Here is a 20747-nt window from a genome sequence, read left to right as displayed (position 1 = left end):
CTTGCTTAGGTCGTCAGCGTGCTTCCGGCTGATCCGGCAGGCGCACGACGGCGGTGCCGGCCTGGGACTCGCCGAACCCCCAGCCCGCGACCAGCGAGCAGCCGACCGCCTCCAGGACGTCGGTCCACGGCCAGGGGCCGTCGCCGCAGTAGAAGCCGCCCTCGCTGCGCGCGTCGTCCTTGGCGAGACAGAGCATGCGGAGATGGTCGCGGAGCGCGGGATGCGCGACCGCGCCCAGCCGCGCCTCCCAGGGCTCGACGGCGGAGCGGGCGTACCGCATGTCGGAGACGGACACCAGGTGGCCGGGGCCGCGTTCGGTGAACGTGGCGGCCCGCAGCGCATCGGTGAGGGTGCCGTCGGTGGCGACGCGCAGCAGCACGGTCAGCCAGCCGTTCAGTCTCTCGCACTCCTCGCCGGTCAGATCGACGCCGTGGCGGCCCAGGAGCGGCCCCAGCCGTGCGCCGTGCACCAGGACCTCATCGGCTTCGCCCGTTTCGTCGGCCGCGGACACGGCCCGCAGGTCGGCGACGAAGGCGTCGCCGAACGGCCGGGGGCCCTTGTGCCCGCCCTCGCCCCATGCCCCTGTTCCCGCCACCAGATCGGGGTCGAACCAGAACAGCGACCTGCCCAGGTCGAACCGCCAGGTCCACGGGGAGAAGGGGTGTTCACCGTCCGGATCCGGGAGGCTCCTCGCCTCCCGGCCGGACAGCGCGTCGGCGGTGGCCCAGGCGTTCGGGAACAGGAACTCGTCGAAGGTGTCCGAGGCGTAGTACACGCCGTACCTGGCGGCAGGGTGCACGGCCGGCTCTCCGCCGAGCAGGATCTCGAACGCGCCGGCCAGCGCGGCGTCCCACTCGCTGAGGTCAGCCGCCGGGTACGTCTCGGATGTCACGATGAGCACTCCTTCATGTCATGGCACGCGGATTGTCGCAAGCTATCGGACACCGAGCTGCACTGCCGTTGGCCTACCTCTGCGCCCGTGACCGGCGGCTGAGCTGCCTGCGGTGCACCACGAGGCCGGCCAGCGTCAGCAGGGAGAGGAGGGCGAGCTGCCACCAGTTGTCCGGGTTGCCGCCGAGGTCCAGGTCGGCCGCGTGGTTCACCACGTGCAGCGTGTTGGCGACGAGGAACCCGACCAGCACGACCGACAGCACGTCGCGCCACACCAGCGCGCTCAGCATCATCAGCCCGATGCCGATCTGGAAGACCCCGGCGTCGTGCAGGAAGTGCACGTGATTGGGGAAGCGGGCGAAGACCGCGAAACCTGCCGGGTCGAGGCGCATCCACACGCCGAAGCCCAGCATCGTCAGCGCGCCGACCGCCACGGCCGCCTGGACGAAGATCCTGGCCGGCCTGCTGTAACCGTTCGTCATCTCATGTCCTCCAGTCCGTCGGGAACGCTCGGGTGCACCGGGGTCCAGCCCAGGTCGCGGGTGGCCTTGGCGTGCGAGACCCGCATCGTGGTGTCCATCAGCAGGCAGCCCAGGTACGGCACGGCCAGCCGGACCAGCCATCTCGGAATCACGACGGGACGCGGTGTGCCGTGCGCGCGGGCGACCGCGGTCAGGAAGTCGCGCCAGCTCATCGGCCGGTCGTCCACGATGTTGTACGCCTGGCCCGCGCCGCCGCGTTCCATGGCCGCGACCGCGGCCGCCGCGGCGTCGTCCACGTGGACGAAGCAGGTGGTGCCGGTGCTGCCGCGCGGCAGCACCGGTGCCCGCCTGCGCATCATGTCGGCGAACAGGTCGCTGAAGGCGTTCCTGCCGTAGAACATGCCGTAGCGCAGGGCGACGCCCTCGATGCCTTCGGCGGCGAACACCTGGCTCTCGGTCGCCACGCTGGAGTCGGTCACCAGGTCGGCGACGGTGCCGACGTGCACGCCGAACTCCTCGTCCTCGGTCAGCACGCGGTCGCCGTGGTCGCGGTAGCCGTACCCGGTGATCAGCGACTGGGTGACGAACCGGCGCGCGCCGACGGCCCGCGCGGCGTCGAGCAGGTGCGCGGTCCCCCGGTCGCGCAGGGCGAGGGTGGGGTCGTCGGGGCGCAGCCTGCGCGAGGCGCCGCGCAGCGCCGTGGCCTGGTGCATGACGACGTCGGCGGCCTGCCCGTCGAGCGCGCGCAGCAGCGCGTCCCGGTCGAGCACGTCGGCGACGACGGCGTCCGCGCCGCGTTCGGTGACGAGCCGCCGTTTGGCGGGATCGCGGACGACGGCGACCACGTCGTGCCCCGCCGCGGCCAGCGCCGACAACAGCGGAAGCCCGATCGCGCCGGTCGCCCCGGCCAGCAGTACCTTCATCGCCCCTGCTCCTTCACACGTGGGCCTGGATGGACAGCACTGCGAGGACGGGACAGCCGGTCCCGATGTGACAGACCGGGACGGGAAGGCGCGCGGGCGGACGTCGATCTCTAGTGACCGCCCGGCTGTTCGCCGAGGCCGGAGGCGCACGAGATGATCATCGTGATGAGGTCGCGCAGGGGCGTCAGAAGCTCCGGATAGGCGCCGGCGTTGAGGTCGTACAGCCGCAGGGTGCCCTTGCGCCGTACCGTCAGCAGATCCGCGTCGCGCAGGATCTTGAGGTGGTGGGAGGTGGCGGGCTGGGACAGCTCCAGGTGCGCGGCGATGTCGCCGACGCTGCGGGGCTCCGCGGACTCCAGCAGGTGGACGACGATCTCCTGCCTGCGCTCGTCCCCGAGGGCGGTGAACAGCGGCCGGGTCCGCGCGAACAGCGCGAGGACGTTCCGGGCCTCGATCGGGCCGCTCATGCGGGCAACGAGTCGCGCACGGCGGACAGGCGGCCGACCGGCAGCGCCCTGGCGGCCCCTTCGGCGATCCAGCCGTCCAGCATCAGGCGTGTCTGCGCGCTCACCTTCGTGAAGTGCGTCTCCAGGTAGCGGCGCAGGTCGAAGGGGAGCAGCCGGGGCAGCACGCGCAACGCCAGCCCCACGGCCCAGGACGGAACGGGGACGGGAGCGCGCAGCCCGTGCTGTGCGGAGACCACCGCGACGGCCTCCCGGACGGCCGCGGCGGCGCCCCGCAACCGCGGGCCCGACGCGGGCAGCCGCCAGCCGGAGGACTCCAGCGCGGCGATGTAGGGGATCATCCGGGCGGCGGTGAGCTCCCCCGCGCCGGCCCGCGTCACCCGCCTGGCCCGCACGCCGCCGGCCCGCAGCGCGGCGACGACCTGCGGGGCGCGCGCTCCGGTGACGCCCGTCGCCGTGCCGGGCGGCACCCAGTACGCCACCCCCGGGCCGGGAACCTCGCGCTCCAGCGGCGCCTGGTAGGCCAGCAGCGTCGGCGTCACCTGGACGATCTGCTCCCGCGGCCAGACGCCGGCGAGGGTGCGCAGATCGCCCGGATCCTGGCCGATGGTGACCACCGTCGCCGCACCGGTCACCGCGCGCAGCGCGCCCGTCCAGTCGCCGCGCAGGGCCGGCGAGTCCACGCAGAGCCACACCATGTCCCACCGTTCGCGGGGCGGCTCGCTGCGCACCTCGTACGGCGTGACGCGCTCGGCGACCGGCGCCCGCCCCCGCCTGAGCCGGTACAGCGAAGCCCCTTCCCAGCCCTCCCGGCCCGGCCGCACGAGATAGCTGACCCGGGCCCCGCCCGCGGCCAGCCACGCCCCGAAGACCTGCCCCAGGGCGCCGGCACCGACAATCAGCACCTTCGTCATCACTGCTCCATACATCTAAATATTTGGATATACGGAACATTACCACCGCAGAGATCTCCGGCGCCCGCGGCGTCTTTTCCGCGCCGGCGACACCTTGACAGCGGGCCCCGGGCTGCCGATGATCGAGGCGCTATACCGATTTATCTCCAGCCCCCACACAGCCTCATGAGAACGAGTGGACTGGACTTAACCGATATAGCAATTCATCCCCCATGCCCTGAGGAGCCGATCGTGAGTTCACCGCTCATGCGCAGAAGGACCCTGCTGGCAGCGCTGGCCGCGACCACCGTGGGTGCCGCGTTACCCACCGCGGCACACGCCGAGCGCCGCGCGGCCGGCAAGACCGGCCCGCTCTCGGTGGTCTACATCGAGGTCAACAGCGAGAGCATGACGAACGTCGCGAAGTACACGCTCGCCCGAGGCGGTGCGCAGGTGTTCGACATCGCGGTCATCTTCGCCGCCAACATCAACTACGACGGCACGAAGGCCTACCTCCACTGCAACGAGAACGTGCAGCGGGTGCTCGACAACGTGGCGACCGAGGTCCGCCCGCTGCAGCAGAGGGGCATCAAGGTCCTGCTGTCCATCCTCGGCAACCACCAGGGCGCCGGGTTCGCGAACTTCCCCTCCCAGCAGGCCGCCGACGCGTTCGCCCAGGAGCTGGCCAACGTGGTGACGACGTACGGGCTCGACGGCATCGACTTCGACGACGAGTACGTCGAGTACGGCAGGAACGGCACCGGCCAGCCGAACGCCTTCTCCTTCGTCTACCTGGTCCAGGCCCTGCGCCAGAAACTGCCGAACAAGCTCATCACGCTGTACGACATCGGCCCGGCCGCCGACCGCCTGTCCTACAACGGCGTCAGCATCAACAACACCTTCGACTACGCCTGGAACCCCTGGTACGGCACCTGGTCCGTGCCGAACGGCCCGACCTCCAGGTCCCGCCTGTCACCGGCCGCCGTGTCGTTCACCGGCACCAGCTCGTCCACCGCCGCCTCCCTCGCCCGCCGTACGGTCACCGAGGGGTACGGCGTCTTCCTCACCTACAACCTCACCTCGGCGAACACCGCCTCCTACATCTCGGCGTTCACCAACAAGCTGTACGGGAGCTCCGCCGTCTACACCCCCTGACGGCTCCGCCGTGAACGCAGGTGAGGGGCGCCCGGACGGGCGCCCCTCACCGGGAACGTGCGGTCAGCGGCCGAGCCGCAGGGTGACCAGCTCGAACGGCCGCAACGTCACCGGGATCGACCGGCCGGGCCGCTCGGGCTCGGCCAGCGGGCGCTCCAGCAGGTCGGTCACGGTCACCGAGCTGACGGGGAAGCCGGCCGTGAGCGTGGCCGCCGCCCGGCCGCCGCGCGACTCGTGGAAGCGCACCACGACGTCGCCGCTGCCGTCGTCGGCCAGCTTGACCGCGGTGATCACGACCGCGTCGTCGTCCACCGTGACCAGCGGTTCTACCTCGGCGGCGCCGGACAGCACCCGCTCGGGCAGGTTGAGGAACCAGCCCTCGCGCACCGCGTCGCCGATCGTCGCGCCGGGCAGCAGCGCGTGCCGGAAGGTGTGCCTGCCCTGGTCGGTCTCGGGGTCGGGGAAGCGGGGGGCGCGCAGCAGCGACACCCGCAGGGTCGTGGTGGTGCCGCCGTCCTCGCGCACGGTCCGGGTCACGTCGTGGCCGTAGGTGGAGTCGTTGACCACGGCCACGCCCCAGCCGGGCTCCTCCAGGTGCACGAACTTGTGGTTGCACGCCTCGAACTTGGCCGCCTCCCAGCTCGTGTTGGTGTGGGTGGCGCGGTAGGCGTGGCCGTACTGGCTCTCGGCGGCGTAGCGCTCGGCGCGCACGTCGAGGGGGAAGGCCAGTTTGAGGAACTTCTCCGTCTCGTGCCAGTCGACCTCGGTGGCGATGTCGACCCGCCGCCCGTCCAGCGAGATCACCTGCGTGACGGACGAGCCGCCGAACGAGCGGGTGACGCGGACCGAGCCGGGCCGCTCGCCGGCAGTCACCTCGTCGGCCGCGGTGAGGTCGGTGACCGTGTTGCGGTAGAACTCGTCCACGTCCCAGGCGTCCCACATGTTGGGGAAGTCCTGGTGCAGCTGGAGCAGGTTGGCGGCCTGGCCGGGGGGCAGGGTCTCGCGCCGGGCCCGCAGGTCGTAGGCGGAGACGATCAGGCCGCGCCCGTCCACCTCGACCCGGAGCAGGCCGTTGTCCAGCACGAAGCCGCCGCCCTCGCGGGGCTCCACGGCCGTCGGGGTCCCCGGTGCGGCCGCGGCCGCGCCACCGGCCGGGACGCCGTTGCGGGCGTGCGGGGCCGCGTTGAAGACCAGCTCGTGGGGGCCGTCTCCGGCCAGGGCCCGCTGGGCGTCGTCGATCAGGCCGGTCAGCTCCTCGGCCAGCGCCGCGTAGGTGGCCCTGGCCTCGCGGTGCACCCAGGCGATCGACGAGCCGGGCAGGATGTCGTGGAACTGGTGCAGCAGCACCGTCTTCCAGATGCGGTCCAGCTGCTCGTACGGGTAGGGCGCGCCGGCCCGCACGGCGGCCGTGGCGGCCCACAGCTCGGCCTCGCGCAGCAGCGACTCGCTGCGCCGGTTGCCCTGCTTGGTCTTGGCCTGGCTGGTCAGCGTGGCCCGGTGCAGCTCCAGGTAGAGCTCGCCCACCCAGACCGGCGGGTCGGGGTACTCGGCCTCGGCCTTGGCGAAGAAACCGGCGGGGGTCTCCCAGGTGACGGTGGCCGAGCCCTCCAGGTCGCGCAGCCGGGCGGCCTTGGCCACCATCTCGCGGGTGGTGCCGCCGCCGCCGTCGCCCCAGCCGGTGGGGGCCAGCGAGTGCCGGGCGACGCCCTTGTCCTTGAAGTTGCGGGCCGCGTGCGCGATCTCCCGGCCGTTCATCGAGCAGTTGTAGGTGTCGACCGGCGGGAAGTGCGTGAACACCCGCGACCCGTCGATGCCCTCCCACAGGAACGTGTGGTGCGGGAACGTGTTCGTCCGGCTCCACGAGATCTTCTGGGTGAGCAGCCGCTTCGAGCCCGCCGCCTTGATGATCTGCGGCAGCCCGGCCGCGAACCCGAACGTGTCCGGCAGCCACACCTCCTCGTTGTCGACGCCGAACTCGTCGATGAAGAACCGTTTGCCGTGCACGAACTGGCGGGCCATGGCCTCGGAGCCGGGCATGTTCGTGTCCGACTCCACCCACATGCCGCCGGTCGGGACGAACCGCCCGGCCGCCACGGCCTTGGTCACCTTGGCCCACACCTCGGGCCGGTGCTCCTTGATCCACGCCCACTGCTGTGCCTGCGACATCGCGAACACGAACTCCGGCTCGTCGGCCAGCAGCGCCGTCATGTTGGAGGCGGTACGGGCGACCTTGCGGACGGTCTCGCGCAGCGGCCACAGCCAGGCCGAGTCGATGTGGGCGTGCCCGACCGCGCTGATCCGGTGCGCCGAGGGCACGGCGGGCGCGGACAGCACGCCGGCCAGCTCGGCGCGGGCCGCCCCGGCGGTGGCGTTGACGTCCTGGAGGTCGATCGCGTCCAGGGCGCGGTCGACGGCCCGGGTCAGCTCCGCGCGGCGGCCACTGTCGGCGGGCAGCTCGTGCATCAGCTCCCCCACCACCTCCAGGTCGATGATCAGGTTCCACACCGTCTCGTCGAACACGGCCAGGTCCATGCGCGCCAGCCGGTACTGCGGCTCGCTGCCCGCCGTCTCCTTGTCGCCGAGCAGGGTGGGCACGAACGGCTTGTAGTCGAGCACGACCGGGTTCGAGGCCGCCTCGATCCGCAGCTCGACCCGCTCGCCGCCGGTCACCGGCGCGCCGACGCGCACCCACTGGTTACGCGGGTTGAGCCCCTTCACGGGCGTGCCGTCGGGCAGGTAGACCAGGCCCTCGCACTGGAAGCCCGGCATGTTCTCGTCGAAGCCGAGGTCGAGCACCGCCTCGACGGTCCGGCCCGTCCAGGCGTCCGGGACGGTGCCGGTCACCGTGAACCAGCTCGTCGCCCATGGCGCGCCCCACGCCGCGCCGACCGCGATCGGCTCGGTCGGGGCCGCGAGCCCTTCGGCGACGGGGACGGGCTCGCCCGGCGCGGTCCAGACGCGCACGTCCATCGGCACGGACTCGGGGTGGACGGCCGGGCGCAGACGTTCGTCCAGCACGCGCTTGAGACGGGCTTCGACCAGTGTGCGGTCGTCATGCATGGAGAGAGACTCCTCGTTCTCGGAACCGGCTCAGCCCTTGATCGCACCCTCGGCGACGCCACGGAAGAAGAAGCGCTGCAGCGAGGCGAACAGGAGCACGATGGGCAGGAAGGAGATCATTGTCCCAGCGGCGATGAGACGGGGGTTGGCGCTGAACGTGCCGTTGAGGTACTGCAGTCCGACGGTCAGCGTGAAGTTCTTCGGGTCGTTGAGCACGATGAGCGGCCACAGGAAGTCGTCCCAGGCGCCGATGAACGCGAAGATCGTGATCACGCTCAGCATGCCGCGCACGTTCGGCAGCCCGAGGCGGACGAGCCGCTGCCAGGGGGTCGCCCCGTCGATGACCGCCGCCTCGTCCATCTCCTTGGGGATGGCCTGGAAGGCGGTGCGCATCAGCAGCACGTTCAGCATGCCGATCGCGCCGGGCAGGGCCACGCCCAGCAGCGTGTCGGCCAGGCCCATGCCGCGGACGGTGACGTACTGGGAGACGATCGTCACCTCGCCCGGCAGCACGAGCGTGGACAGGAACAGCACCAGGAGCAGCTTGGCGCCCCGGAACTCCAGCCGGGCCAGTGCGAACCCGGCCAGCGTCGCGCCGACCGCGTTGCCGCCCACCACGATGACCGCCACGATCACCGAGTTGAGCGCGTACGTCCACACGGGGATGGTGTCGGCGACGCGCGCGTAGTTCGCCAGCGTCGGCTGGAGCGGGACGAAGCTCGGGGTCTGCGCGAAGACGTCCTCGAACGGGCCCTTCAGCGAGGTGGACAACTGCCACAGGAACGGCACTATCGTGATCGCCAGGACGAGCAATAGCAGCGCGTACCGCAGGACCAGCTCTCCTGGCGTGGTGGCGCCGAACCCGCCCCGGCCCCGGCGGCGGCCGTGCCGCCCCGGGCGGGCCGCCGCGGCGGCGGGTCGCGCGCTCGCCTTCATCGCCGCCATGTCAGTCCGCCTTCCTGTTGAGCCGGGTCAGCAGGAGCATCGGGCCGATCGTGATGACGAAGAGCAGGATGCTCAGCGCCGAGGCGTAGCCGAAGTGGCCGTAGAAGCCGCGGCTGTACATCTGGATCAGCATGACCAGCGACATCGCCCGCCCGCCCGGCCCGCCGGTGCCGTTGGACAGCACGAAGAGCTCGGAGAACACGCGCAGGGCCGACACCGAGACCAGCACCGACACCAGCAACATCGTGTTGCGCACGCCGGGCACCGTCACGCTCCAGAACCGGCGGACGGCCCCCGCCCCGTCCACGGCCGCGGCCTCGTGCAGTTCGCGCCGCACGTTCCCGAGCGCCGACAGGTAGATGATCATGTAGTAGCCCAGCCCCTTCCACACCGTCAGGGTGATGGCGCTGAGGACCAGCAGCCACCGGTCGGTCAGGAACGGCAGCGGCCCCTGCAGCACGCCCAGCGCCTGCATGAGCCCGTTGATCAGGCCCCGGTCGCTCAGCAGCCAGCTCCAGATCAGCGCGACCACCACGGCGGAGGCGACGACCGGCGTGTAGAAGGCGGTGCGGAAGAACGTGATGCCGGGGATCTTCTTCTCCACCAGGATCGCCAGCAGCAGCGGCAGCAGGGTGAGCACCGGCAGGCAGACCAGCATGAAGACGACGCTGTTGAGCAGCGCGTCGCCGAGCTGGTCGTCGTCGAGCATGCGGCCGAAGTTGGCCAGCCCGGTGAAGTGCCCCCCGCTGAGCGGCTTGGCGTTGGTGAAGGCCAGCACCAGCGTGTTCAGCGAGGGCCAGACGTTGAAGACGAGCAGCCACAGCGCGGCGGGCGCCACCAGCAGCCAGGGGGTGAGCCGGCGGCGGAGGGCGCCCTGTGCGGGAAGAGCGGGGGTGATCACTGGTTGAGCAGCTCGTTGCACTTGGCGACCGCGGCGTCCAGCGCCTCCTTGGCGGAGACCTCGCCGTTGAGCGCGAGGGCGATCTGCTGGCGGATGAACTTGCTCATCGCCTCGGTCACCTCGACCGGCTGCAGCACCTTGGCGGTGGCCAGCGACTTGAAGGCGATGACCTTGGCGTCGCCGGCGTTGGTGCCGTCGCTCCGGGTGAAGAACGGGTCGCCGGCCGAGGCCTTGGTGCTGGGGAAGACGCTGACCTCGTGCGCGAACGCCGCCTGGTTCTCGGCGCTGGTCACCCAGCGGGCGAGCGCGATCGCCGCGGCCGGGTTCTTGCTCTTCTTCGACACCGACAGGCCCTGCACGTACAGCGGCGGGGTGCCCATCGCGGTCGAGGGCACGACCTTGGGCGCGAGGGAGGGGTTGTCGGTCTTGACGGCGATGATGTGGTTGGCGCCGGCCGTCGTCCAGGCCACGGTGCCCTCGTTGAACAGCTTGGCGTTGCCCGCGTAGGTGTCGGTCAGCACGTCGCGCGGCAGTAAGCCCTCCTTGAAGGCGGCCCGGTACTTCTCGATCACCGCGACGGCCTCGGGGGTGTTGAAGACGAAGCTCTTGCCGTCGTCGGACAGCAGCTTCACGCCTGCCTGGGCCAGGTCGCCCAGCTCGGGGCGGCGGCTCATCAGGTAGGTCTTGCCGCCGGACTTCTCCTTGTAGGTCCGGGCCTGCTCGACCAGCTCGTCGAACGTCGTCGGCGGCTTGGCCGCGTCGAGGCCGTTCTTCTTCATCAACTCGGAGTTCCAGTAGTTGACGTCGGTGTTGAGGTACCAGGGATAGCCGTACGTGCCCGGGTAGCCGCGGAAGGTGTAGGCGTCGATGCCGCCCGCGACGTACTCGTCGGCGAGCTTGGGGTCGGCGGCGGCGACGTCGAGCAGCATGCCCTGCTGGACCAGGGGCCTGGCGAAGTCCGGGGGCAGGTTGGTGACGTCGGGGAGTGTTCCGGAGGCGGCCTGGTTGAGTACCTTCTCGGAGTAGGCGTCCGCCGGCTGGTCGAGCCATTCGACCTTCGTGCCGGGGTACTTCTTCTCGAAGGCGGCGACGACGCCCTCGACGTACGCCGTGAACTTGGGCTTCAGGGCCCACGTCTGGAGGCTGACAGTGCCCTTCACCTCTCCCGTGGCCGCCGCGGTCGGGGCGGCGGCTCCCGGCTCGCCGGACCCGCCGAGACCGCAGCCCGAGACGACCATGACGGCTGCCACCGCCGGTCCCGTCCAGTACCTACGCATGGCGCTCTCCTTGGTTACTAAATCGCTCTAGTTGCGGGACTATTCACCTGGCTAGACTCGTGTGTCAATAGCTGAGACGAATTCGTGAAGGAGCAGTGGTGCGCCGACCGACGATCACCGACATCGCCGAGCGGGTCGGGGTTTCCAAGGGCGCGGTGTCCTTCGCGCTCAACGGCCGCCCGGGGGTCGGAGAGGCCACCCGCGCGCGAATCCTGCAGGTGGCGAAGGAGATGAACTGGCGTCCGCACAGCGCCGCCCGCGCCCTCGGCGGGGCGCGCGCGGAGGCGGTGGGCCTGGTCATCGCCCGGCCCGCCAGCGCCCTCGGCGTGGAGCCGTTCTTCGCCCAGTTACTGTCCGGCCTGCAGGCGGGGCTGTCGGCTCAGGCCGTCGCGCTGCAACTGCTGATCGTGGAGGACGCCGAGGCCGAGATGGAGATCTACCGCGAGTGGACCTCCGCCCACCGGGTCGACGGCTTCGTCATGGTGGACCTCATGGTCCGCGACCCGCGCATCGCGGTGCTGGAGGAGCTCGGCGTGCCCGCCGTGGTCCTGGGCGGGCCGGGCAGGCACGGGTCGCTGTCGAGCGTCTGGGCCGACGACCGGGAGGCCATGCTGTCGATCGTGGACTACCTGGCCGCGCTCGGCCACCGCAGGATCGCGCACGTCGCGGGCCTGCCGGCGTTCCGGCACACCCAGCGGCGGGCCCGCGCGCTGCGCGACCGCGCGGGGCGGCTGGCCCTGGAGGAGGCGGTGTCGGTGCACACCGACTTCAGCGACTCCGAGGGCGCCGCCGCGACGCGCGCGCTGCTGTCGCGGCCGCGCCGGCCCACCGCCATCGTCTACGACAGCGACGTGATGGCCCTGGCCGGGCTGGGGGTGGCCGGCGAGATGGGGGTGAAGGTGCCCGACGACCTGTCCATCGTGGCCTTCGACGACTCGGTGCTCACGCGGATCACCCACCCCGCGATCACCGCGCTCTCCCGCGACACCTTCGCCTTCGGCAAGCGGCTGGCCGAGGTGATGCTGGAGGTCATCGCCGACCCTGAGCAGCGCAAGGACGTCAAGACCGAGACCCCTCGGCTGACGGTCCGGGAGAGCACGGCGGCCCCGGGGGCTTGGCAGGGCGACTAAATCGCTTTAGGCTCCGCCGGGAGATCGTACGACCCCCGGAGGACGCGTGCCCCTGCTCGACCCCATCCGCCACGGCGCCAACTACGTGCCCTCCGCCGGCTGGTTCCACAGCTGGCTCGACCTGTCGCTCGACGCGGTCCGCCGCGACTTCGAGGACCTGGCCTCGATCGGCCTGGACCACGTGCGCGTGTTCCCGATCTGGCCGTGGATCCAGCCCAACCCGGGGCTGGTCCGGCAGCGCGGCGTGGCGGACCTGCTGGCCGTGATCGACGTCGCGGCCGAGTTCGGCCTGTCCGTCGCCGTGGACCTGCTCCAGGGGCACCTGTCCAGCTTCGACTTCCTGCCCTCCTGGGTGCTCACCTGGCACCGTCGCAGCCTGTTCACCGACCGCGGCGCGCGCGACGCCATAGCCGCCTACGCCGACCGGCTCACCCGGGCCGTCGCCACCCGCGGCAACGTGTTCGCCGTCACGCTGGGCAACGAGGTCAACAACCTCTACCCCAGCAACGCCACCACCCCCGAGGCGTCCACGGCGTGGGCCGCCGAGCTGATCGACGTCGTGCGTGCGGCCGCGCCCGGCCTGCTCGCCCTGCACTCCCTGTACGACGCCACCTGGTACGACCCGGAGCACCCGTTCCGTCCCGCCGACAACGTGGACCTGGGCGACCTGACCACGGTGCACTCCTGGGTGTTCAACGGCGTCTCCGCGATCGACGGCCCGCTCGGCCCGGCCACCGTCTCGCACGCCGACTACCTGGTCGAGCTGGCCGCCGCCACCTCGCTCGACCCGGCCAGGCCCGTCTGGCTGCAGGAGATCGGGGTGCCCAGGCCCGACGTGCCCGAGGCCGGGACCGCCGAGTTCGTCCGCCGCACGCTCGACGCGGTGACCGCCAACCCCGCCCTGTGGGGCGTCACCTGGTGGTGCTCCCACGACCTGGACCGTTCCCTCTCCGACTTCCCCGAGCGGGAGTACGAGCTGGGCCTGTTCACCGTGGACCACCGTCCCAAGCCGGCGGCCAAGGAGCTCGCCGCGATCATCGACGAGCGCCGCGGCCGTACCGAGGCGCGGCGTCCGGCCCTGCGGTGCGACGTGGACCTGCGGACCGAGCCCGGACGCCGGGCCGAGGTCGCGCCGGGCAGCGCCTTCCACGCCGCATGGGTCCGGCTGCGCCAGTCCGGGCCCGTGGCCATCGTCGCCGGCGACCGCGCCGACGACCCCGGCCACCTCGCGACCCGGGGGATCGGCAGCGTCCTCACCCCGGAGTGAACGACGGGCCTGCCGCAAGATCATCGATTTCCTGAAGGGAAGACCGTGTCAGTCGCCATCGTCTCCGTGGAGTCCACGGACCTGTTCACGGGCACCGAGGACGCCCCGCGCCAGGTGCTGCGCGTGACGCTCGACGGCCCGCCCGCCCGGGTCGTCGTCACCGGCCCGGGCGTGTCCGGAGAAGCGGAGGGCGCGGGCGTGGTCGAGGTCCCGCTGGAGATCGCCGGCCCGGTCCCGGGGGCCGAGCTGCCGGTCGTGGTGACGGCGGGCGGCGCGCGGGCCGAGGCCGTGGTGGTCGTGGCCGAGCCCGGCTGGACGATGTTCCTGGTCTCCCACTTCCACTACGACCCGGTGTGGTGGAACACGCAGGCGGCCTACACCTCGCCGTGGGAGCTGCTGTCCGGGGACGCCACCACCCGCCCGCTGTGGGAGCGCAACGGCTTCGCGCTGGTGGAGGCGCACCTGGACCTGGCGCTGCGCGACCCGGTCTACAAGTTCGTGCTGGCCGAGATCGACTATCTCAAGCCGTACTTCGACGTCCATCCCGAGCGCCGGGCCGACCTGCGGCTGCTGATGGAGCGCGGGCAGGTGGAGCTGGTCGGGGGGACGTACAACGAGCCCAACACCAACCTCACCGGCGCCGAGGTCACGATCAGGAACATCGTGTACGGCATCGGCTACCAGCGCGACATCCTCGGCGGGGATCCGGCGACGGCGTGGCAGCTCGACGCGTTCGGACACGACCCGCAGTTCCCCGGCTACCTCGCCGCGGCGGGGCTGACCGGCAGCGCGTGGGCGCGCGGGCCGTTCCACCAGTGGGGGCCGATCCAGAAGAACTTCCGCGAGGCCAAGGACGACGCCCGGGTGATGCAGTTCCCGAGCGAGTTCGAGTGGATCGCCCCCTCGGGGCTCGGCGTGCTGACGCACTTCATGCCCCACCACTACTCGGCCGGCTGGTGGATGGACTCCGCCGCCGACCTGGCGGGCGCCGAGCACGCCGTCTACGAGCTGTACCGCAAGCTCAAGCCGGTCGGGGCGACGCGGAACCTGCTGCTGCCCGTGGGCACCGACTACACCCCGCCCAACAAGTGGGTCACCGAGATCCACCGCTCCTGGAACGCCCGCTACGTCTGGCCGCGCTTCGTCTGCGCCACCCCGCGCGACTTCCTCGACGCGGTCCGGGCCGAGCTGGCGGCCACCGGACGCCGCCCGAGCCCGCAGACCCGCGACATGAACCCGGTCTACACCGGCAAGGACGTCTCCTACATCGACACCAAGCAGGCGCAGCGGGCGGGCGAGGTGGCCGCCGTGGACGCGGAGAAGCTGGCCACCCTCGCTGCGCTCGAAGGGCTCGGGAGCTACCCCGAGGCCGCGCTGGACAAGGTGTGGCGGCAGCTCGCCTACGGGGCACACCACGACGCGATCACCGGCAGCGAGTCCGACCAGGTCTACCTGGACCTGCTGTCCGGCTGGCGCGAGGCGTACGACCTGGCGGGCGCGGTGCGCGACGTCTCGCTCGCCTCGCTGGTCGCCCGCGTGGACACCGGCGGCGAAGGCGTCGCGGTGGTCGTCGCGAACACGTTGTCGTTCGACCGGTCGGCGCCGGTGGCCGTACGGCTGCCCGCCGGGCTCGACGGCGGACGGGTGCTCGACGACGCCGGCGCGGAGGTGCCGTGCGTCGTGGACCGGGGGACCCTGCGGTTCCTGGCCGAGGACGTGCCCGCCACCGGCTGGCGCACCTGGCGGTTCCTGCCGGGATCGTCCCGGCCCGGTGCGGCCGCGTGGACGTCCGCGCCCGGCGTCACCGTCGAGAACGCCGGCTACCGCGTCATCGCCGACCCCGGCCGCGGCGGCTGCCTGTCCTCCGTCCTGGACAAGAAGGCGGGACGCGAGCTGCTACGGCCCGGCTGCGTCGGCAACGAGCTGCGCGTCTACGAGGAGTACCCCGCCCACCCCGACTTCGGCGAGGGCCCCTGGCACCTGGTGCCCAAGGGCCCGGTCGTCGGCGCGGCGGAGGGCGCGGCCCAGGTGCGGCGCGAGACCTGCCCGCTCGGCGAGCGCCTGGTGATCACCGGGACGGTGGACGGCATCGGCTACGAGCAGACCGTCACGCTCTGGCACGGCGTGGACCACGTGGACCTGACCACCCGCGTCCTGGACTACCGCGGGGCCGACCGGCTGCTGCGGCTGAGCTTCCCCGCCGACCTGCCCGGCGCGCTGCCGGTGAGCGAGGTGGCCGGGGCCGTGGTCGGGCGCGGGTTCGCCCTGCCCGACGTGGACGCCGCCGAAGCGCCGTGGACCCTCGACAACCCCGCCAACACCTGGTTCGGCCTGGGCTCCACCGCCCGCGTCGCGCTCACCGGCCCCGGCGGCCGGCCGCTGGGTGAGCGGGCGCTCGGCGTGGCGGAGGTGGTCGTGCCCGGCCCGGACGACGCCGCCGGCGTGCGCGACCTGCTGATCGCGCTGGTCAGGGCCGGGGTCACCGCGACCACGGCCGGTGCGGACTGGTCCAGGTACGGCTGGCTCGACGTCGACTCCAACCTCCCCGACTTCCGCATCATGATCGGCGGGCCGCGGGAGAACGACGCGGTGCGCGAGCTGCTGGACCGCGCGGGCCCGGCCTATGCCGAGGTCCTGGAGCGGGACGGGCGCGTCTGGGTACCCGCCGCCCGGCCGCTGCGCGAGGTCTGGCGGCCCAACGCCGACCTGCGTGACCTGCGGGCGCTGCCGGCCCTGGTCACCACCGATCCCGCCGCGCTGACCGCCGACCTCGCCGACGCCCGCGTGAGCTCCGCCTGCCCCGGCGAGGTCCCGGAGTCCGAGCTGCTCACCGGCCACACCGTCGCGCTGCTCACCTACGGCCTGCCGGGCTTCGCCGTCGATCCGGCCGGCACGTTGCACCTGTCGCTGATGCGCTCGTGCACCGGGTGGCCGTCCGGGGTGTGGATCGACCCGCCCCGCCGCACGCTGCCCGACGGAGCGGGCTTCCAGCTCATGCACTGGACCCACGAGTTCCGTTACGCGCTGGTCTCCGGCGAGGGCGACTGGCGCACGCTGACGCTGCCCGCCCGGGGGCAGGAGTTCAACCATCCGCTGTACGCCGTGCTCGCCGAGCCGCACGGGGGCCCGTTGCCGCCGACCCGGTCGTACCTGAAGGTCGAGCCGGCCCGGGAGGTGCTGGTCGGCACCGTCAAGCCGGCCGGCAACCCGACCGCGCACGGGTCGGCCGCCGCGGCGGACCCGGCTTCCGGGGTGACCGTGCGCCTGATGGAGTCCACCGGACTCGGCCGCGACGCCGTCCTTTCCGGTGCGCTCGCCCTCACCGAGCCGCACCGCGCCGACCTGCTCGAACGGCGGCGCGAACCCGTCCAGGGGGCCGTCACGCTGACCGGCGCCGAGGTCGCCACCGTGATCGCCGTCCCCGGCCTGCCGTTGGGTGGGTCGGCCCGCGGCGGCGCGGTGCTGGGGCCGGCTGCCGAGGTGGCGCAGCCGGTGCACGCGCGGTACTGGCTGCACAACCGGGGGCCGGCGCCGATGGGCTACCTGCCGGTGAGCGTCACGGCGTCGCCGGGCCTGGTGCGGACCGAGGGCGAGCCCGCCGGACTGTCGGTGGTGCTCTCCTCGCACCTGCTCGACGCCGACGTGGAAGGAGCCGTGGAGATCCTCGTCCCCGAGGGCTGGACGGCCGGTCTGACGCGGCGCCCGTACCGGCTGGCGGCGGGCGGGCACGTACGGTTCCCGGTGACGGTGACCCCGCCCCGGGGCGTCGAGCCCGGCCTGTACTTCGTCACCGCCCGGATCCAGCATGACGGCCAGACCGTCGAGGACGTGGTCACCGTCGCCGTCGGCGACCTGCCCGGCGTGCTGCCCGTGCCCGGTGACGTCCCCGAGGAGTGGGTGGCCGCGCAGGGCAGCAAGGACCGTCCCGGCCGCGACACCGGCCTGTCGGTGGAGGTGACGACGCCGTCGGTGCGCGTCGCTCCCGGCGGGCGTGCCGTGCTGGGGCTGGCGCTGCACAACCGCACGAACGGTGAGATCCGGGGCGAGCTGCAGGTCGTCTCGCCCTGGGGCACGTGGGACCTGATCGCCGCCCCGGTCCGCGGGTTCGTCCTGGCGGCCGGCGAGAGCACGGTCGCCGAGTTCGAGGTGTCCGCACCCCGCGACGCCGTCCCCGGCTCCGCCTGGGCCCTGGGCAAGGTCATGTGGTTCGGCCGCTGCCAGTACGCCCCGACCGTCGAACTGGTGGTGACCCCATGACCCACCGTTCCCACCCCGCCCATCCCCGGCCCCGCGCTGAGACCTCCGCCCCGACGCCCCAGGCGAACCGTCCCACCTCCGTCCCAACACCTCAGGTCAGTCATCCGGACTCCGCCCACGCGCCCGTCACCGGCGAGCCGGTCGCGCCCGGTGTGGGGCCGGTGCTCGGCTGGCTCGACGGCTGCCCGCTCCCCCGCTCTGAGCTGGACCGACGGCTCGCAGCCCTGCGGAGCGGCCCGAGGTCCTCGGCGCTCCCGGCACCGGGCACGGCCGAGGACCGGCAACTCACGCGCTGGGTGGCCCAGGTGGTGCTGACCGAGCAACTGTGCGCCGCCGAGGCCACAGCCCGCGGACTCCCCCTGGAGAAGCCCCCACCACCCCGCCCCAACCAGCCCCCCACCGACGCCCCTGCGGTACGGCGGGACCAGCCCCCCGCCGACGCCCCTGCAGTACGGCCGGGCCGGCGAGCCACCGACGCCATCGCGGTACGGCTCGGCCAGCGGGCGGCGGTTGAGCTGGGTTCGATCGCTGCGGCGGCCTACGAGGGCAGCGCCGCCGTCCGGGCCGTCTACGAGGCCGTCACCGCCGACGTCACGGTCTCCGCGTCGGAGGCGGCCGCGTATCGGGAGGCCACCACGCGCCCGCCCACCGGACCGACATGGCGGCTACGCACTCCGGACGGCGAGTTCGACGCAGACCCCGGTTCGCTGCCCGTCGCCCTGGCCGAAGCCCTGGCCGCCACCGTACCGGGCCAGACGGTGACCGCCGGCCCTTGGACCGCCACCCTCGTCACCCGCCACGACCCCGTCCCGGACCGAGATGCACCCGCCGACGGCCTCCTCGACTCCGCGCGCAGGGTGGCGTTCGTACGCTGGCTCGACCACGCCCGCGCCCACCGGCTACGCCTGGTGCCGGGCCTCGAACACCCCGGCGACCCCGCCCAACCCGACAACCACCACCGCCACTGACGTCACCATCCACCCGGCCGGACCGGTCCGGTCTCAGCCCCGACCCCGCCGACGTACTAGCTCCGTCAACGGGCATGTGGCATGTGCCGGCCCCTGACGTGCTCCCAGGCGGGCGGCGGTAGCCGAGCGCCGACGACGTGGAGCGGCCCGTCCAAGCCCCTCGCCCTCCACCAGACGGCGGCACTGTCCGACACGGCCGGCCGGTCGGCCACTCACGTTGGTGCTCTCGCTCCTGTTCGCCACCCGTATCGAGAAGTTCACCCGGGGTTCGCCCGATCACTGGACGCTTCGGCGCGCTTCGAGGGCGTCCAGGATCAGGTCGAGGCCGTAGCCGAATTCGCTGGTGTAGTCGTAGCCCGGTCGCAGGGCGTGGTCGCGGATCATCTCGGCGAGGTACGGCAACTCCTTCTCCGGCAGTTGCCGGAGGATGTCGCCGGCCACGTTCTCGACGTCGTCCGGCGTCGCCATCGGCAGGTTCGCCTCCTGCAGGACGAACCCGGAGACGTAGCTGTCGATCAGCGACACGGCGTGCGCGGCCATCGGCAGCGTGAACCCCGCCTCCCGCAGGACCCCCAGGACGGCGTCGTGGTGGCGCAGCGTCGCCGGTCCCGGATCGCGGCGGGAGTCCATGAGGCCGAGGGCCCAGCTGTGCTGCGACAGGACCGCGCGGGCGGAGACGGCTCGCGTACGGATCGCGTCGCGCCAGTCGTCGCATTCGGCACCCGGCAACTTGATCGCCGCGAACACCATGTCGACCACGCCGTCGAGGATCGCGTCCTTGTTGGGCACGTGGTGGTAGAGCGACATCGCCTCCACGCCCAGTTCCTGCGCCACCCGGCGCATCGTGATCGCCTCCGCGCCGCCGCGGTCCGCGACCCGGATCGCGGCTTCCAGGACGAGGACTCTGCTGAGCGGTTGCGGCGGCATGACGGCTCCGGGGACGTGTGCGGGTTGACAGCCTTACGAGCGTAAGCCAACCTTACAGACGTAAGCAGCCTTACGGTCGTAAGGCCGTCTGGGGTGCAGAGAAGGAGATTTCCATGCCGATGCCGAGGTGGTGGGGGCACGTGAACAAGAAGGTGTTCAATCCCCGCGCGATGACCGGCGGAAGATGGCCGGTGCTGATTCACGTCGGCCGCATTTCCGGCGCCACGTACCGCACGCCGCTCGACGCGCATCCCGTCGACGGCGGTTACCTTTTCGTTCTGGTGTATGGGTCGCGTTCGGACTGGGTGCAGAACGTCCTGGCGGCCAGAAATGCGCGGCTCCGGGTCGACGGGAGGGACGTGGAACTCACCGCCCCGCGCCTCGTCGGTGAGGACGAGGCCTTCCAGGCCCTTCCCGAGAAAGTGGCACGCCCGCCGAAACTGCTCCGCATCACCGAGTTCCTGCGCATGGACCTGCTCACAGGCTGACCACCACGACGATCTCGGGACAAGAATCGTGCACACGAACAGGCGGGCGACCGCGATTGCCGGTGCCCTGGTCATCCTGGGTATGATCGCCGGCGCACTGAGCGTCGTTCCCGCCGTCGACGAACCACGCCGTCTCGCTCTCGTTTCCGCACACGAGGGCCAGGTCATCCTCGGCGCGGTCGCTCAGTCCATCATGATCCCCGCGTATGTCGGGTTCGCGCTGTGCCTGTATCCGATGGTGCGGGCGGAGAACGACAGACTCAGCGCGGGTTTCCTCGGGTTCAGGCTGATCGCGGCGACGTTCCACTTCATCGGCGTCATCATGCTGCCCTTGTTTCTCGTGCTGGGCCGGGAACTCGCCCAGGCCGACGCCGTGGCCGCATCCAGCATCGAGGTCTTTGGAGAAGTACTGCGGACGGCGCGCGACTTGGTCAATCATGTCGCATTGATCATCTCGCTCAGTCTTGGAGATCTCCTGTTGTTCCGCATTCTGTGGCGGTCGAGATCTGTCCCTCGATGGTTGTCCGGGTGGGGATTCCTGGCAATAGCGGCAGCCGTGTCGGCGAGTTTCCTGGTGCTGCTCGGTGTGACTGACGTCGTAACGCCGCTCTACCTGGCCATGAATGCGCCACTGGCCCTGCAGGGCTTCGTCTTCGCCGTGTGGTTGATGACAAGAGGTTTCGTCACGCAGAAGGCATCTTTGAGGCACTAGCAGCGGG

At 71.8% G+C, this 20747-nt stretch carries 17 protein-coding genes; 7 read left to right on the top strand and 10 right to left on the bottom strand.

All coding sequences use genetic code 11. The features are described from left to right. Positions 1–13: 13 nt before the first annotated feature. The 5 genes from ACFYUV_RS34880 to ACFYUV_RS34860 all read right to left on the bottom strand — a co-directional run bounded on the left by ACFYUV_RS34880 (position 14) and on the right by ACFYUV_RS34860 (position 3674). Positions 14–892: a hypothetical protein gene (locus ACFYUV_RS34880; protein ID WP_387676280.1), complete on the bottom strand. Its 879-nt coding sequence runs from the start codon at positions 890–892 to the stop codon at positions 14–16. 73 nt (positions 893–965) lie between these two features. Then, positions 966–1373: a hypothetical protein gene (locus tag ACFYUV_RS34875; protein WP_352325006.1), complete on the bottom strand. Its 408-nt coding sequence runs from the start codon at positions 1371–1373 to the stop codon at positions 966–968. After that, on the bottom strand, positions 1370–2296 hold the full coding sequence (locus ACFYUV_RS34870) for an NAD-dependent epimerase/dehydratase family protein (RefSeq protein ID WP_387676276.1): 927 nt from the start codon (positions 2294–2296) through the stop codon (positions 1370–1372). The genes ACFYUV_RS34875 and ACFYUV_RS34870 overlap by 4 nt, the downstream gene beginning before the upstream one ends. A gap of 110 nt (positions 2297–2406) precedes the next feature. Continuing rightward, a complete protein-coding gene (locus tag ACFYUV_RS34865) occupies positions 2407–2763 on the bottom strand; it encodes an ArsR/SmtB family transcription factor (protein WP_387676273.1) in 357 nt (118 codons plus the stop codon). After that, complete coding sequence (locus ACFYUV_RS34860) at positions 2760–3674, bottom strand: ketopantoate reductase family protein (protein WP_387676269.1); 915 nt, start codon at positions 3672–3674, stop codon at positions 2760–2762. Before ACFYUV_RS34860 ends, ACFYUV_RS34865 begins: the two co-directional genes overlap by 4 nt. A 231-nt stretch (positions 3675–3905) precedes the next feature. On the opposite strand from ACFYUV_RS34860, the gene ACFYUV_RS34855 reads away from it, so the two are divergent. After that, positions 3906–4808, top strand: a complete 903-nt coding sequence (locus ACFYUV_RS34855) for an endo-beta-N-acetylglucosaminidase H (RefSeq protein WP_387676266.1) — start codon at positions 3906–3908, stop codon at positions 4806–4808. A 63-nt stretch (positions 4809–4871) separates the two neighbouring features. Here ACFYUV_RS34855 and ACFYUV_RS34850 read toward each other — a convergent pair whose 3' ends face one another. From ACFYUV_RS34850 to ACFYUV_RS34835, 4 genes are read right to left on the bottom strand one after another with little or no spacing between them, the layout of a single operon-like run. Then, complete coding sequence (locus tag ACFYUV_RS34850) at positions 4872–7868, bottom strand: alpha-mannosidase (RefSeq protein ID WP_387676263.1); 2997 nt, start codon at positions 7866–7868, stop codon at positions 4872–4874. A gap of 30 nt (positions 7869–7898) precedes the next feature. Further along, the gene (locus ACFYUV_RS34845; protein WP_387676260.1) at positions 7899–8813 is read right to left on the bottom strand and encodes a carbohydrate ABC transporter permease; all 915 of its coding nucleotides are present in this window, start codon (positions 8811–8813) and stop codon (positions 7899–7901) included. Between the two features lies 1 nt (position 8814). Next, positions 8815–9714: a carbohydrate ABC transporter permease gene (locus ACFYUV_RS34840; protein WP_387676257.1), complete on the bottom strand. Its 900-nt coding sequence runs from the start codon at positions 9712–9714 to the stop codon at positions 8815–8817. Then, a complete protein-coding gene (locus tag ACFYUV_RS34835) occupies positions 9711–10991 on the bottom strand; it encodes an ABC transporter substrate-binding protein (protein WP_387676254.1) in 1281 nt (426 codons plus the stop codon). Before ACFYUV_RS34835 ends, ACFYUV_RS34840 begins: the two co-directional genes overlap by 4 nt. A 98-nt stretch (positions 10992–11089) precedes the next feature. Here ACFYUV_RS34835 and ACFYUV_RS34830 point away from each other — a divergent pair, with 98 nt between their 5' ends. Genes ACFYUV_RS34830 through ACFYUV_RS34815 form a run of 4 tightly spaced genes read left to right on the top strand, consistent with a single transcriptional unit; the run spans position 11090 to position 18613 of the window. Continuing rightward, complete coding sequence (locus tag ACFYUV_RS34830) at positions 11090–12121, top strand: LacI family DNA-binding transcriptional regulator (RefSeq protein ID WP_352354547.1); 1032 nt, start codon at positions 11090–11092, stop codon at positions 12119–12121. A 46-nt stretch (positions 12122–12167) separates the two neighbouring features. Continuing rightward, positions 12168–13388 carry a glycosyl hydrolase gene (locus tag ACFYUV_RS34825; protein ID WP_387676251.1) on the top strand — a complete coding sequence of 407 codons (1221 nt, stop codon included), beginning with the start codon at positions 12168–12170 and terminating at the stop codon, positions 13386–13388. 45 nt (positions 13389–13433) lie between these two features. Beyond that, positions 13434–17645 (top strand): NEW3 domain-containing protein, encoded by a 4212-nt coding sequence (locus ACFYUV_RS34820; RefSeq protein ID WP_387676248.1) that lies wholly within the window; start codon positions 13434–13436, stop codon positions 17643–17645. Then, entirely contained in the window at positions 17642–18613 is a 972-nt protein-coding gene (locus ACFYUV_RS34815; protein ID WP_387676245.1) for a hypothetical protein, read from the top strand. Before ACFYUV_RS34820 ends, ACFYUV_RS34815 begins: the two co-directional genes overlap by 4 nt. A 276-nt stretch (positions 18614–18889) precedes the next feature. Here the strand turns inward: ACFYUV_RS34815 and ACFYUV_RS34810 are convergent, their stop codons facing one another. Then, positions 18890–19540, bottom strand: coding sequence for a TetR/AcrR family transcriptional regulator (locus ACFYUV_RS34810; RefSeq protein ID WP_387676242.1), 651 nt, complete (start codon positions 19538–19540; stop codon positions 18890–18892). A 140-nt stretch (positions 19541–19680) separates the two neighbouring features. On the opposite strand from ACFYUV_RS34810, the gene ACFYUV_RS34805 reads away from it, so the two are divergent. Together ACFYUV_RS34805 and ACFYUV_RS34800 are read left to right on the top strand one after the other, a co-directional pair. Beyond that, the gene (locus tag ACFYUV_RS34805) at positions 19681–20028 is read left to right on the top strand and encodes a nitroreductase family deazaflavin-dependent oxidoreductase (RefSeq protein WP_387676240.1); all 348 of its coding nucleotides are present in this window, start codon (positions 19681–19683) and stop codon (positions 20026–20028) included. A gap of 28 nt (positions 20029–20056) precedes the next feature. Continuing rightward, entirely contained in the window at positions 20057–20740 is a 684-nt protein-coding gene (locus ACFYUV_RS34800) for a DUF4386 domain-containing protein (RefSeq protein WP_387676237.1), read from the top strand. Positions 20741–20747: the final 7 nt, after the last annotated feature.

This window comes from Nonomuraea sp. NPDC003560 (genome assembly GCF_042878785.1).
Taxonomy (GTDB): domain Bacteria; phylum Actinomycetota; class Actinomycetes; order Streptosporangiales; family Streptosporangiaceae; genus Nonomuraea.
This window is presented reverse-complemented; position numbering and strand designations above follow the sequence as displayed.

Coding starts and splice junctions, on each gene's coding strand:
- ACFYUV_RS34875 (WP_352325006.1), bottom strand. CDS start 1,373: ATGACGAACGGTTACAGCAGGCCGGCCAGGATCTTCGTCCAGGCGGCC.
- ACFYUV_RS34870 (WP_387676276.1), bottom strand. CDS start 2,296: ATGAAGGTACTGCTGGCCGGGGCGACCGGCGCGATCGGGCTTCCGCTG.
- ACFYUV_RS34865 (WP_387676273.1), bottom strand. CDS start 2,763: ATGAGCGGCCCGATCGAGGCCCGGAACGTCCTCGCGCTGTTCGCGCGG.
- ACFYUV_RS34860 (WP_387676269.1), bottom strand. CDS start 3,674: ATGACGAAGGTGCTGATTGTCGGTGCCGGCGCCCTGGGGCAGGTCTTC.
- ACFYUV_RS34850 (WP_387676263.1), bottom strand. CDS start 7,868: ATGCATGACGACCGCACACTGGTCGAAGCCCGTCTCAAGCGCGTGCTG.
- ACFYUV_RS34845 (WP_387676260.1), bottom strand. CDS start 8,813: ATGGCGGCGATGAAGGCGAGCGCGCGACCCGCCGCCGCGGCGGCCCGC.
- ACFYUV_RS34835 (WP_387676254.1), bottom strand. CDS start 10,991: ATGCGTAGGTACTGGACGGGACCGGCGGTGGCAGCCGTCATGGTCGTC.
- ACFYUV_RS34815 (WP_387676245.1), top strand. CDS start 17,642: ATGACCCACCGTTCCCACCCCGCCCATCCCCGGCCCCGCGCTGAGACC.
- ACFYUV_RS34810 (WP_387676242.1), bottom strand. CDS start 19,540: ATGCCGCCGCAACCGCTCAGCAGAGTCCTCGTCCTGGAAGCCGCGATC.